The organism is Rhodococcus sp. HNM0563 (assembly GCF_012726195.1).
GTDB lineage: Bacteria > Actinomycetota > Actinomycetes > Mycobacteriales > Mycobacteriaceae > Rhodococcus.
Genome location: NZ_JAASAF010000006.1, coordinates 56190 through 70571, shown reverse-complemented (window position 1 = coordinate 70571; position 14382 = coordinate 56190). Strand labels below are relative to the sequence as shown.

At 60.7% G+C, this 14382-nt stretch carries 10 protein-coding genes; 9 read left to right on the top strand and 1 reads right to left on the bottom strand.

Translation table 11 applies throughout. From position 1 onward, the window contains the following. Nucleotides 1-22: 22 nt before the first annotated feature. Nucleotides 23-1189 (bottom strand): PLP-dependent aminotransferase family protein, encoded by a 1167-nt coding sequence (locus HCA61_RS14995; protein WP_169688992.1) that lies wholly within the window; start codon nt 1187-1189, stop codon nt 23-25. Between the two features lie 254 nt (nt 1190-1443). Here HCA61_RS14995 and HCA61_RS14990 point away from each other — a divergent pair, with 254 nt between their 5' ends. From HCA61_RS14990 to HCA61_RS14950, 9 genes are read left to right on the top strand one after another with little or no spacing between them, the layout of a single operon-like run. Beyond that, nucleotides 1444-2580 carry a cupin-like domain-containing protein gene (locus HCA61_RS14990; protein ID WP_169688991.1) on the top strand — a complete coding sequence of 379 codons (1137 nt, stop codon included), beginning with the start codon at nt 1444-1446 and terminating at the stop codon, nt 2578-2580. 37 nt (nt 2581-2617) lie between these two features. After that, nucleotides 2618-4072 carry an FAD-dependent oxidoreductase gene (locus HCA61_RS14985; RefSeq protein ID WP_169688990.1) on the top strand — a complete coding sequence of 485 codons (1455 nt, stop codon included), beginning with the start codon at nt 2618-2620 and terminating at the stop codon, nt 4070-4072. After that, nucleotides 4069-6036: an alpha/beta fold hydrolase gene (locus tag HCA61_RS14980; protein ID WP_169688989.1), complete on the top strand. Its 1968-nt coding sequence runs from the start codon at nt 4069-4071 to the stop codon at nt 6034-6036. Before HCA61_RS14985 ends, HCA61_RS14980 begins: the two co-directional genes overlap by 4 nt. Before the next feature lie 8 nt (nt 6037-6044). Beyond that, a complete protein-coding gene (locus HCA61_RS14975; RefSeq protein ID WP_206040147.1) occupies nt 6045-7271 on the top strand; it encodes a LeuA family protein in 1227 nt (408 codons plus the stop codon). A 1-nt stretch (nt 7272) separates the two neighbouring features. Then, on the top strand, nt 7273-9267 hold the full coding sequence (locus tag HCA61_RS14970) for an aconitase family protein (RefSeq protein ID WP_206040146.1): 1995 nt from the start codon (nt 7273-7275) through the stop codon (nt 9265-9267). After that, nucleotides 9252-10298 carry an isocitrate/isopropylmalate family dehydrogenase gene (locus tag HCA61_RS14965; protein WP_169688986.1) on the top strand — a complete coding sequence of 349 codons (1047 nt, stop codon included), beginning with the start codon at nt 9252-9254 and terminating at the stop codon, nt 10296-10298. Before HCA61_RS14970 ends, HCA61_RS14965 begins: the two co-directional genes overlap by 16 nt. Nucleotides 10299-10303: 5 nt before the next feature. Further along, nucleotides 10304-11503: a tryptophan synthase subunit beta gene (trpB, locus tag HCA61_RS14960; protein WP_169688985.1), complete on the top strand. Its 1200-nt coding sequence runs from the start codon at nt 10304-10306 to the stop codon at nt 11501-11503. Beyond that, nucleotides 11500-12321: a tryptophan synthase subunit alpha gene (trpA, locus tag HCA61_RS14955; RefSeq protein ID WP_206040145.1), complete on the top strand. Its 822-nt coding sequence runs from the start codon at nt 11500-11502 to the stop codon at nt 12319-12321. Before trpB ends, trpA begins: the two co-directional genes overlap by 4 nt. After that, nucleotides 12318-14168, top strand: coding sequence for a non-ribosomal peptide synthetase (locus HCA61_RS14950; protein ID WP_169688984.1), 1851 nt, complete (start codon nt 12318-12320; stop codon nt 14166-14168). The genes trpA and HCA61_RS14950 overlap by 4 nt, the downstream gene beginning before the upstream one ends. Nucleotides 14169-14382: the final 214 nt, after the last annotated feature.

The following is a 14382-nucleotide window of genomic DNA, read 5'->3' as shown; positions in this document are numbered from 1 at the left end:
GTTTGCGCAACGGGACTCCCTGTCAGCCAGCGACATTCAAGACTCCGGAGAGGCGGGCGATACCCTCGTCGATCAAGTCAGGGTGATAGGTTGTGAAAGACAACCGAAGGGTCGATGTGTCCGGGCACGTGGCATAGAAGCTCTCGCCGGGTACGAAAGCGACACCGGCGTCGATCGCTCGCGGCAACAGGTCGGTGGTGTTCACTCCCCAGCCGAGGCGCAGCCAAACAAACATTCCACCCCTCGGCTCGGTCCACTCTGTGCCGGGCAGCAGGCGATGCAGCGCAGCGGACATGGCATCGCGGCGCAGCTGATACATCGATCGCAAATTTCCAATCTGCTGATCGACGTCGGCGTGCTGCAGATAGTGCGCGGCCGCGGCTTGGTCGATCGTCGAGGTGTGCAAATCCATGGCCTGCTTCACCAGTGACGCGGCGGCGATCACCTTGGCGGGTCCGTGCATCCACCCCAAACGAAGCCCCGGGGCACAAACTTTCGACAGACTTCCGCAATAGATCGATCGGCCGTCGGCTCCTTCGTGAGACCCCACTGCCGCCTGCGGTCCACCTGCGTAGCGAAGCTCGCTGTACGGATCGTCTTCGACGATCCAGAAACCGAATCGATCGGCTAGTTCGGCGATCGCGGCGCGACGTGCATCGGATACCGAGCGCCCTGTCGGATTGGCAAACGTAGGAACCAGGTACAGCATCTTGGGCCGCTCACGGGCGACGACCTCGGTAAGTGACTCAATATCGATTCCGTCAGAATCCGAACTGACCGGAATGATGTGGGCACCAGCGATCTGGAAACACTGAAGTGCAGCAAGGTATGTCGGCGCTTCGACCACGACGACGTCTCGCGGCTCAAGCAATACCATCGATAGGAGCGTGAGCGCCTGCTGGGCACCCGAGGTCACCAATACCGTTCCCGCAGAAGCTGCGAGGCCGCGCGCCCTGGATCGCTCCGCGAAGATACTGCGAAGCACCTCGTTTCCCTCGGTGGGCGAGTACTGCAGAGCGGCCGCACCGTCGGTGGCAAGCACATGAGCGAACGCCTCGCCGATCCCACGCACATCGAATGCCTCGGGTGCCGGCAATCCGCCGGCCAAGGAGATCACGTCTGACCGGCTCGCGGTCAGCGCAAGCAACTGGCGAATCGGTGACTGAGCTATGTGCGCGAGATCGCGCATGCCCGGCGAGACCGACCTCGACCCTGACCTGGACGCGCCACTGTAGCCCCCCACTATACTCTATTCCTCCTGTGAAGCCCCCCACCTCGGCGCCATCGGCCGCAGGATGAGGCCTAGCGTAGACACAGATGTGCAGTGACGCGCACAAAGTGATCTCATTCACATTGCGGCCCTTCGGCCTTGGCTCCGGAGGCAGGTCTGCTACTTTCGACCAGCTGATGAATTGCACTATGTCCTTTGGGGAGGATGGTCTAGTGTCTCAAGCTTCCATATCTAAGCGGGTTGTCGACTCAGTCCCACCAACGCTTGGAAACATTCCTGTTTTGAATAGTCCAGGAAGGGCTGTATTTCAGGAATACGTAGATTCGGCAACGCCGGTCATCATCCAAAACGGCCGAAATTCCGAGCCGATTGCCAATGTCCTTACTGAGCAGGACGCTATCGACACATTCGGCGATCTTTTGATCCAGGTGCAGCGGAACTACACCAGTCCACTGAGTCGCGTCAAAAGCGGCAACCGGATCCAAAACGGTCTAAGTCAGAAAGTCCGCAACGATATTTTCGAAATGCCACTCGCTGAATACTTCGCACATATCCGCAAGACTCCTGACACGGACCTGCTCTGCGTGGAGTACCACACACCGAAGCCGGTCGCCGACATGATCGGAGTACCGGAGTACTGCAGGTCATCGGGTTCCGGCGAACCGCTGGTGTCGTTCATGTTCGTCGCGAACAAGGGCAACTACGCGCATCTCCACTTCGACGGCGACTTCCGTAACGTGCTCCTCTACCAGGTGTTTGGCCGAAAGCGCGTCGTCATGGTTCCGCTCTCCGCGACCGAGAAGATCTCGCCGGCGATGAACTTCAGCAAGGTGTTGATCCAAAACATGGCGCCAGAGGAGAAACTCGATTTCTTCCGCTATTTAGGCGCCTACGATGCCATTATCAACCCCGGTGACATGGTGTACTTCCCGCCTTCGATCTGGCACTATATCGAATACGTGGACAACGGAATGTCGTTGAACTTCCGATTCGGGCGTGATGAAATCGCACAAAAACTCGTTGATGCGAACCGTGTCCCATTCTATCCGGAATTACACCAGTTGATCGACGAAATCCGCGTGCATCAACCCGCGGAGCGGTCACGAATTGCCGGTGTCATCTGGAACGAGATCGATCCGGTGTTGCGTAGCAAGTATGAAAGCTCCATCGAACGACACCGCGCAGTCCAGGATCTTTATCGGCGACTTCTGCAAGAGCATTCAGGCTTCAATTCGCTACCACGTCAGGTCACGATAGATTGCCCCATAGCGGAAGTAATGGCTGTGGAGCGTTACGATTCTCCGTCGCAGCGCTGGCGCGATGAACTGCAACTCGGCGTTGCCATTTAGCCGCCTCGAGTGCTTATCGACTTGGTAAGGAGTTCTTTTGTTTCACACGATTCACGAACTCGAGATGGCGATTCGAGACTGGCTTGATGAATACCGATTCTATTCGAAACAGAGCTGGGTTCCTCCAGGTGTGACGGACGCCGGAGAGAAGATTCACGACGTCGTCGTGGTCGGTGCCGGTCAGAGCGGACTCGCGCTCACCTACAGTTTGAAGCTGCGTGGGGTGCGGCGCATCGTCGCCGTCGATGCCCAGAAAGCCGACCAATCCGGTCCATGGTCGACCTTCGCGCGAATGACCCACCTGCGGACCCCCAAAAACGTCCCCGGGCCCGAATGCTTCAATCCTCTGTTGTCTTTCAGGGCATGGTTCTGCGCTGCCTATACCAAGGAGCAATACGACCAGATCACGTTCATCGCGACCGAGCACTGGCGTGAGTATCTCGCTTGGTTCCGGCGCATGATCGATGTAGATACCCGGAACGAGACACGGGTCACGTCGATTCGGTGGAACGCGTCGGAGTCCTGTCTGGAAGTCGCGACCGAACGCATAGGCGATGCTGCTTCCAAGGTGCTCTACACCCGGCGGGTTTGCCTCGCTACGGGAATTACGTCCGCCGGTCGGTGGTCCGCCCCGGCGGAGCTCGTACGCGGCCTTCCTGAATCAGCATATACGGGCGCCTGGGAGGATATCCCGTTCGGAGACTTGGTCGGTCAGGACGTTGCGGTGATCGGCGCCGGCGCAAGCGGATTCGATAATGCCACAGCCGCGATCGATGCTGGATGCGAATCCGTCGCCATCTTCAGCCGCAGCCCATTTCCCCGCGGCGACACCTTCTTCGATCTCTGGAGAGGCCGGAACGACACGGCGACCTTTCCGAATGAGACGGGCTCACCCGCAGCCGATCTACTCGATCCTCTCGTCGCTTACAACGCGAACGTATCCGATGACGAGCGGCTCAGAATCCTGTCTTCGGTCTTTCGGGCCGGGCGCTCCCCGGCGAATTCGGAGTATCTCAGCCGGGTGCGCCAGCTCGACAAGATGTCCGTTTACGAAGAAGAGCCTGTCGACCGCATCGAGTACCTAAGCGAAAGCAACCGCGTGGCAGTACATTCCAAGGGCAACATCCACGAGTTCGACAAGTTGATCTTCGCTACTGGCGTGGAGCCCGGGCTGAAACACCGCCCCGAGTTCGACGCCATCCGCGACCACATCCTGACGTGGGCGGATGTGGTCGGAGACGATCGGAAGCTGGTTCTCGGCCTCGAGGCGTATCCGAAACTGACGTCGAGCTTCCGGCTACAACCGAATTCACCAGAGAACGCGTTTGTCTCCAACATCTACAGCCTCGCCGACATCGTGCACACGACGGTCGGCCTGCAGAGCATTCCTCACGTAGTCACCGTCGTAGCAGACGACATCGGCCGGTCGCTTTTCCAGGCGCATGGCATTGAGTCAGTTGCGCTGATCGTCGATAGGCAGGAGTCGCAATGAAGTACTTCGTCACCGGTGCAACCGGTTTCATCGGGTCACATTTCGTTCTGGACCAAGCGGGCGAGCATTCCGTCGTCGCGTTGGTGCGAGGGTCGTCGGTCGATGAAGCGGCCGCCCGGCTGCAGGGCCAGCTTCAGATTGCCGCCGATGCCTATTCTGAACCCCGCCGCATCGCCGCAGACATCGAGATCGTTCTCGGCGACGTGGCGTCGCCAGGGCTGGGACTTGAAGCGGAACAACGAGACTCACTCCGCGGTCGCGGAATCGACATCTTCTGGCACCTCGCAGCCGACCTGAACTTCGAGAAGCGAAAGGCGGAGAAGATATCCCTCGTGAACGTCGAGGGTGTGCGGCGCGCGCTCGAACTGGCCAGCGAACTTGGCGTGAAGCGGTTTGTGTACGTTTCCACGGCATATACCGCCGGTCCGCAGACTGGCTCGGTCCCCGAGCAGCTGCACGATCCCGCCGGGCCGTTCAACAACAGTTACGAGCAAACGAAGTGCCAGGCCGAGCACGTCGTAGCTGAGTACTGCCGCGAGCATGGAATGGCCTTCTCGATCCTGCGCCCATCAGTGATCATCGGTGTGTCGTCGACGAAGCGGTCCGGGGGAAGCAAGACTGGCATGTACGCCTTCATCCGCGACCTATACCTCCTCGGGCGCACACTCGACAAGGTCGACGTCGAGCCGACTTTCTCTGCAGATCCCAGCATGATTGTCAATTTCAAGCCGATCGACGGAGTGATCGAGGACATCCGGTACCTCATCGCCAACGAGTTTGCGGGCGGGCCGATCTTTCATCTGTCAGCCGACTACGGGTTCCAACTGGCGGAGGCTTTCAACCTCGTCGAATCGAAGCTCGGGATCGAGAAGTTCAAGGTCCGCAGCGAGGTTTCGCCCGTTCGGACGCCGCTCGACGAGATCATCGGCAAGCGTGCCGAATTCTACAAGAGTTACGTTTTCAACGAGAAGGACTTCGTCCGGTCGATCCCCCTCCAGCATGGCTGTACAGCATCAGACCTCGAGGGCTATACGGCAGCGTACATCCGGGAGCTCGACGAACAGTTCGCCTCGACGATCCTGTCCGAGGAGCAGGTAACGCTATCGGACGGAATCGTTGTTAGCGCGTACCGCACGCCGCCGGCCGATGCACCGCGCGAAGCGGTGCTGATCGCGACTGCCTTCGGAATCCCGGTCGATCTGTGGCGCTCCTTCATTCGCCGGGCTAGCGCGAAGTATGACCTCTTTGTTTGGGATACGCGGTATCTGCCGGGATCCGCTCCACTCGACAAAACCGATATCACAGTCGCACGCCACACGCGCGATGCGGTCGAGGTGCTCGACCATTTCGGCGTCGATCGTGCGCACGTCATCGGATGGTGCACCGGCGCAAAGATCGCGCTGCAGATCGCAGCCGACGAACCGTCCCGGGTAATGTCGTTGACGCTGCTCAGTGGCGGTTTCAACATCAGCGATGCCGCACTCAAGACCCCGTACGAGATCAACCTGACCGACGTGCTGAACGAAATCGCGGCTGACCAGGATCTGGCGACCCTGTATTACGACTTGATCTACAACGGCAATGAGGAGGATGCCGACACGGACGCCGCCGTGCGGACGTTCCTCAACGACACCAATCCGGACTACATCCAATACACGTCGTTGCCGTTCCGCTCGGCCGAGAACATATACCGGTACGCGAAGTTGATCACGACGTTCGCCGCCGATCAGACCGGCGACCTGATCGCCAGAGTGGCAGTTCCGACATTGACCATCGCAGCGCGAACGGACGGTAACACCCATCCGGATGCCTCGCGTTTCGTCGCGACGAACGTGGGCGATGGTCGCTGCTTCGAACTCGATGAGGGCGATCACTACTTGATGGACAGCCGAACCGACGAAGTGTTCCGCCAGTTCGACGCACACGCGGAGTTGTCGTGCCGAGATGGAGTTACGCCGCGATGACTCAAACGATGCGATACCCGGACGAGCTATTCGACTGGAGTTCGCTGGATCCGGCCGAACATCGAACTCCGGTGGATTATCTCTTCTTCGACGAAACGCTGCGGGACGGGATCCAAGCGCCGTATGTGCTCAACCCTCCACTCGAGGCGAAAATGCAGTTCGTCGACCACATGGTGAGATCAGGAATCCGCGCCGCGGACCTCGGGTTCCCCGGCGCGAGTCCTGCTGCGAAACAAGAGTGCATCGAGATCATGCGGTATGTCCGCGACAGTGGACACCATCTGATCACGGCCTTCGCCGGGCGTACCCACCCAACCGATATCGCGGCGATCTGCGACGTCGCGCACGAGGCCCAAGCCGCGGTCGAGGCCTACGCGTTCGTCGGTGTCAGCCCGATCCGGCAGCACGTCGAAGATTGGTCTGTCGACTCGGTCGTCGAGCGACTCCGCGATTCCGCCCTCCAGTGCCGAAGGGCCAATGTGGCCTTCGTCCTGGTGCTCGAAGACACGACCCGATGCACACCCGAGGTGCTCGGCGAAATCTATGCGGCGGCCGCCGACTTGGGAGTCGACCGCATCACTGTGTGCGACACGGTCGGCGCGGCGTCGCCGGCGTCCACCCGGGCGCTGGTCCGCTGGTCCATCGAATTCTTTGAATCTCGTTCTTGCCGAGCGCAATTCGACTGGCATGGCCACAATGATCGTGGGCTGGCTCTGATCAACGCGCTGGTTGCATTGGAAGCGGGATGCGATCGCGTGCACGGAACCGCGCTGGGCATCGGAGAACGCGCCGGTAACACCGCGATCGATCAACTGATCGTCAACCGGTCCCTACAGCACGGTGAGCAGTTCGATTTGGAGGCCGTTCGGACGTACGGCGAATGCGTAGCCACCATGCTAGGCATCGAGATTCCGGCCAACTATCCAGCTCTGGGAAACGACGTCTTCAAGACCAGCGCCGGCGTGCACGCCTCCGCCATTCTGAAAGCAGCGAACAAGGGCAAACGGGTGCTGATGGACAACGTGTACTCAAGCGTGCCGGCGAGCCTCCTCGGGCGCCATCAGGAAGTGCTGATCGACCGTGCGTCAGGCGCCAGCAACGTCCAGTACTGGCTCTCAGTCAATGGCTACTCGGCTTCCGATGACGTCATCCGTGACGTTCTGACGTTGGCGAAAGCCGCTGACCGCCCGTTGACCGACGAACAGATCGGACGGATCGTTGCTCAGAAACACTGACTTGCCAACAACTGCGTCACCGCGCACCATTCGGATGACCGGTCCGGCACTGTTCCTCACCGAAGATCCGGACCTACGCCGTCGGCAGTTGGTTGACCAGGACCCATCCCGCTACGCCGACTATCTTGCCGCGCCGCTGCTCGACAACATCTCGACCGACGAGATTATCCCGGGCTGGTGTTGCTACTGGTACGACGAAAAACTCGGCGATTTCGCCTATCTCGGTTTGCGCGACGACGTTTTCGACGAGACCGCCGTACGTAAACTCCGCCCCCAGATCGTGGTCAGTGGGATGTCGAAGGGCTGTGGATCCTCCCGCGAGCACGCGGTCTACGCGGAACGATATGCCGGTATCGAGATTGTGTTCGCGAGGTCGTTCGAGAAGATCTACGAGCAGAACTGCCGCAATGTGGGGATCATCACGTGTGATGACTTCGGGATACTCAACGCCCTTCTAGAGGGCGCGGAACTCCCGCTGACCGATTTTAATCGGCGATTCAACGACGTTGAGCGTACGATCATCGATTCGGGCGGTCTGTTCGGCTTCAATCGGCAGCGGCCTGCAGTCGACGCCGGCAAGGCCTCGGGAGGGCGCTTCGGCGCGAGTCGTCCGCTGAACAGCATCGAGAAGATCATCCAGAGGAATCTGTCTGCGACGAATCCCTGTCCGCCGAACGCATCTATCGTCGTAGGCGAGTCGTATTTCGTCAACACTGACGTCCGCTTCTCACACGAATACGTCACCCCGATGGCGGCGGAAATGTTCAGTCATCAATTCGGTGACGAGGCACCGTTGGCGGACCCGGATTCGTGCTACTTCTTCCAAGACCACCTGTCCCTGGCCGGCGCGGTTCTCGAGCGGCGGCCAGACGGACCGACGCTGGTGGGCCGGGTTCGCAACCTCCACGAGCGTCAGCGTGAATTCGCCGCGGCTAAGGGCGGAACATTCGTAGGCACGTTGCCCGGAGGCGGCAGTGAGGCGATCTGCCACAACTACATTCTCGAGAACGTAGCTGCGCCGTCTCAGCTCATCATCGGGACCGATAGTCACACGTGCACAGCGGGCGCTGTCGGTGCATTCGCATTCGGTGTCGGCGCAACTGACATCGCCAACTCCTGGTACAACCGCGAGATCCTCACGAAGGTCCCCGAGGTCGTGCAGGTACGCCTGGTGGGGCAGTTGCGCTCCGGCACATGCGCGAAGGACATCATGCTTACGCTGCTTGCCCACCCAGTCGTCCAGTCCGGGAAGACACGCGGTCGGGTGTTAGCGTTCACCGGAGCGGGATGCGCCACCATCGGGATCGACGAGCGGGCGACTCTGTGCAACATGGCGGTGGAAGCGCGCGGGGTAACGGCCTATTTCGAGCCCGACGAAATCACGCGCGATTTTCTCGAACAACGCTGTCCGAATAGGCCTTTCGTCACCTTGCCCTCAGACCCGGCGGCGACCTATGCGGTTACTGTCACGTTGGACCTCGACCGTGTGGAACCGATGGTTTCCCTCCCCGGCGACCCAACGAACTCGGTTCCGATTACGACGGTCCCACGTGACTTCGCAGTGAACAAGGTTTACGGCGGTTCCTGCACGGGCGGGAAAGCTCACGATATGGACATGTATGCAGCGGTCCTCTCGGAAGCCCACGCACGCGGGCTGAAGGTTCCCGACCACATAGACGCCTACATCCAAATGGGCAGCTCAACAGTTCTCGCCTACGCGAGCGAGCGCGGCTACGTCAGCTTGTTCGAGTCGATCGGAGTGAATGTACTCCCCCCGTCATGCGGTGCCTGCATCAATGCTGGGCCAGGTGTGTCCGAGTCCACGGAAGAAATCACTGTCAGCGCACAGAACCGCAATTTTCCTGGTCGCTCTGGTCCTGGTTCGGTGTATCTGGCGTCGCCGTATGTGGTTGCTGCGACCGCCGTAGCGGGCCGGCTGTGCACCCCGATGGAGCTATTCAACGGCGAAGTGGAGACCACGTGCGTGTCGCAGTGATACCGGGCGACGGAATTGGACCCGAAGTCGTCAATTCCGTCATACAAGTGGTTCCGGTGCTCGACGACTTGTTCGGACTCGACATCGAATTCACGACGTTCAACTGGGGTGCCGATAGGTGGCTCGCCGACGGAGTTGGACTCCCGGAGGGCGCAATCACGATGTTGCAGAAGGACTTCGATGCGATCTTCTTCGGTGCGCTCGGCGATCCGCGGATCCCGACGACAGCCCACGGCCGGGAGATCCTGCTGGGGTTGCGGCGCGGGCTGTCGCTGTATGTCAATTATCGCCCGCTGCTACTGCCGGGCCACACGATCGACCTCTATCGCGAGAACACGCAGGGACTGTATGTCGGCATCGGAGGCCGGGTCGAGAACGCGGGAGTTGCGACGGTCGCCATCGACGAATGCGTGTACACCCGCGATATCGTGACGAAGTTCGTGCGGTACGGTCTCGCGGACGCCACCGCCAGGGGACGAACCAAGGTGACGCTCGTCCACAAGGCGAATGCTGTCCCCAATACGGGGGCGTTGTGGCAGGACGTCTTCCGAACGGAACTGGCACAGTTTCCACAGATCGAGGCAAATGAGGAGTACGTAGACGCCTTCTGTTACAAGCTGGTCCGCGATCCGGGCACATTTGAAGTCGTACTCGCACCGAATTTGTTCGGTGACATCGCCAGCGACGTCGGGGCGGCACTGATGGGCGGCCTCGGCACCGCGCCGAGCGCGAGCATCTGTCCCGAGTCGCGGTTCGGACTGTTCGAACCCGTGCATGGCAGCGCGCCGGACATTGCTGGATTGGGCATCGCAAACCCGGTAGGCGCAGCAAGGTCGCTTGTGCTGTTACTTGACCACATGGGGCGGACCGATGCAGCCACGGCGCTCGAAACCTGCCTGCGGGAGTCGATGGAAACCACGCTGACGACTCCTGATCTGGGCGGCTCCGGTACCACCCGCGCGTTCATGGATAGTGTGCTTGCTCGATTGGAAAGACTCGGCAGCGCACTCGGGACAACGATCGGAAAGTGACACTCATGACCTCAACTAGTTACTACGGGGAGTACGGGGGCAGGTTCGTCCCGCAGATTCTCATTCCAGCGCTGAACGAGCTCGAGGATGCTTTCGAGAAGTGTCTGGTCGACAGTGATTTCATGTCCGAGTTCCACGGCTTGCTAAATGAGTTCGCCGGACGTCCCACCCCGCTGACATTCTGCCGGAACCTGTCCGCGGAGTACGGCGCGCAGATCTATCTCAAGCGGGAAGATCTCGTCCACGGTGGCGCCCACAAAACGAACCAGGTTCTGGGACAGGCCCTTCTGGCCAAGCGCATGGGCAAGACCAACATCATCGCGGAAACGGGCGCCGGGCAACACGGGGTCGCCACCGCGATCGCGGGTGCACTGCTTGGGTTGAACGTGCGGGTCTATATGGGCGCGGAGGACTGCGCTCGGCAGAAGCCGAACGTCGACCGCATGCGCCTGCTCGGTGCCGAGGTCGTCCCGGTGACCGCGGGAGCGCAAACTCTGAAAGAGGCGTGCAACGAGGCCGTCCGCCAGTGGTCGGGCAGCTATGAGGACACCCACTACTTGCTCGGCACGGCGGCCGGACCCCACCCTTACCCGCGCATAGTCAAGGAGTTCCACCGCGTGATCGGTGCCGAGGCGAAGGAACAAGCGAAGCGGGCAATGGGCAAGCTTCCGGACGTGGTCATCGCCTGCGTCGGCGGTGGTTCCAACGCGATCGGAATCTTCGCGGAATTCATCGATGAGCCGGGCGTCGATCTGATCGGCGTGGAGGCCGGCGGCGACGGACTCGACACGCCACGTCACGGCGCAACGCTGTCGAAGGGAACCGTGGGCATTCTGCACGGCACGAAGACCTTTGTGATGCAGGACGATCACGGGCAGATCCAGGAGTCTCACTCCATCTCTGCCGGTCTCGACTACCCCGCGGTGGGTCCCGAGCACACCTATCTGCGAGACATCGGACGCGTACGATACGCGGCTGCGACCAATCAGCAGGCAGTCGATGCGTTCGTCAAGCTGTCGCGGAGCGAGGGCATCATTCCGGCGCTGGAGTCGTCCCACGCTCTAGCCCACGCGTTCGAGCTGGCGAAAACCGCCTATCGCGGTGCGAACATCGTCGTCAATCTGTCGGGGCGCGGTGACAAGGACCTCTCGACGGTCATGGGTTATCTCGCCGAAAACGATCAATCGGAGGTGTCGGGCTCGTGACCGACCGCTACGGCGCCATGTTCTCGAGGCTGGAGACGGCACGGGAAGCAGCACTGATTCCCTACTTCGTCGTCGGCGATCCATCGCCCGAGCGCTTCCTCGAGCTCGTCGATATCGCAGTTCGTAGCGGAGCCGATGCATTAGAGCTCGGAATCGCCTTCTCGGACCCTCTTGCCGACGGCCCGACAATCCAGGCGGCAGCGGGTCGAGTCCTAGCCTCCGGGGTCACTGCCGAGGATTCGCTTGATCTTGTGTCCGCGGTCCGCCGCGCGCATCCCGACCTGCCGATCGGGTTGCTTGTTTACGCCAACATCGTGGAGAACATCCCTGGATTCGCCCAGCGCTGTGTCGACGCCGGCGTCGACTCGCTCCTGGTTCCCGACGCTCCGCTCGAAGAGCACCTTCCTGCAGCCGAGGCCGATGGTATCCGGCGGGTCTATATCTTGCCGCCCAATGCGGACCAGCAAGTGATCGATGCGGTGGCTTCGCGAAGCGAGGGCTACGTCTACGTCACCAGCCGGGCCGGTGTGACGGGGGCTTCGGCGACCGTGTCCGAACACATCGGCATGCATCTGCCCGGCCTGCGGGAGCGCGAATCCGCCCCGCCGGTTCTCGGGTTCGGGATCTCCAGTCCCGAACAGGTCAACCAGGCCGTTGACGCCGGATTCGCCGGTGTCATCGTCGGCTCGGCAATCGTAAGCTTGGTTGCCGCGCACCTCGGCGATCGTGAACGCTTGGGGGAAGTCCTAGCAGATTCCATCCGGACCATGAAGAGCGCAACCATGCATACATCATTCTCGGAAGGTGCCAACGCGTGACATCGACCGCAGAGCCGTTGATCACGGCCGCCGGCACGTACGGCGGTCCCCTCGTTAACTTCGAATACCGACCGGTCTTCGACGCCTTCTTCCAAGCCGCTGAGCGCTCGCCACAGATGCCTGCCATCACACACGGTGATCGCACATTTACATATGGAGAGTTGGCGCGCCAGTCCTTGGCGATTGCTGCCGCACTGCGCAACCGTGGGCTGCGTTCGCCGGAACGGGTCGGCGTTGTGGTCGATCGTTCGATCGAGGCAACTGCGGCCATGCTGGGCGTGTTCGCGGCGGGCCTGGTGTACGTGCCGATTGACATCCGAAACCCAATTGAGCGGGTCCGCCACATCGTCGTTACGTCCGGTATTCGGACGATCCTCGCTTCGACTCCCGATCTAGTCGACCCGACGTCGGTCATGGACGTCCTGCCGATCGCGGAGGCCGTCACGGCGACGGCCAACAATTCGGTGCCCGTCGCCGTCGCGCCGGACGATGATGCGTACGTCATCTTCACTTCGGGCACGACGGGCGCACCAAAAGGCGTAGTTGGCAGGCACTTCCAGCTGGCGAAGCAGCTGCATGGCTGGCGTCAGCTTGGCTACGATCTGCCCGGCCTGCGCGGCGCACTCATTGCCTCCTATGGTTTCGACAGCTCGTTCCTGGAACATTTCATCCCGCTGAATTCGGGCGGCCAAGTATTCGTGTTCGACCCCAACGACATCTGCGACACGGCAACGCTTGCTGAGAAGATCCTGCAGGACAACATCGCATTCGCGATCTTGTCGCCGGCGCTGCTAGAGGGCGTGGCCTCGTACTTCGAACAGGCGGAAATCGACGTTCCCCTGCGATACCTTATTTCCGGCGGTGAGCCGATTCCGAACTCTGAACTTCGTCGACTACGTTCGCTCATACCGCGACTGAACATCCGCGCCGGGTATGGAACGACCGAGGCGACGGTGGCAGTCACGACTCACGAGTTCGATCCGTCCGATAGTTCCCGATTCGCCCCGCTGGGTATACCGATGCCGGGGTATCACGTCTTCTTGCTCGACCCGGATTGCAAGCCGGTCCCGTTCGGTGAGGTGGGCGAGATCTATATCTCGGGCGACGTCCTGGCGCGCGGATACGACTCGAATCCGCATGAAACCGAGCGCCGATTTGTCCGCAATCCTGTCGCAAACGAACTGCTCGACGATGCACACCCGGTCATGTATCGAACAGGCGATCTGGCGCGTATCGACGAGAACCGAATCCTTAGATTCGAAGGTCGGGCCGACGACCAGGTGCAGGTGCGAGGCCTACGCGTCGAACTCGGCGAGGTCGAGGCGGCCGTCGAGAAAGCGTTCGGCGCCCGTGCACATTGCGGCATCCGCGAGGAGGGCGATAATTCAACGGCGATCGTCGCCTTCGTGGTGATCGATCCGGATGCGGGCGTGGCCGATGGACTTGAACGGCTCCAAGACCTGCTTCCGGAGTACATGGTGCCCACGTACCTAGTCCGCGTTGACGCAATACCGGTGACGATCAATGACAAGATCGACAAGAAGCGGCTTCCGGAGGTCACTGAGGACCATCTCGTCGCCCGTCAACGTGTCATTCACGTTGCGGACCAGTTGATGACCTCAGATGAAGCCGCCATCGTCGATATAGCCCGTGAGGTTCTCGGCCTGACCGGTGTGATTGCTCCGATGGACCGATTCGTCGAACTGGGCGCAGATTCACTCCGAATTGTCAAGCTGGTGATGGCGGTCCAGCGGGCTTTCGACGTCAAGCTGCCGGTACGGCAGATGAACGCCTCGACGCTAACCGCTCGTTCCCTCGCCGAGTATGTGAGAACCGCTCCACAATGATCGATTTACTCGCCAGTGAAATCTGAAGTCAGGCATGACGACTCCGCTTGAAGGTGTCTAGTTCGGCGGGCATCTATCTTTGGGGGGCAGGGTCGTGTGGAACTATGCACGAAGCTCCTGTTGGGGAGTAGTCGTAGCTGCCCGGAAACCGGGCCGCCGAGGAGGAGGAGGAGGCGCACCTGCCATTCGTGGCGGGTAGGGCCCTCTCGCGTGG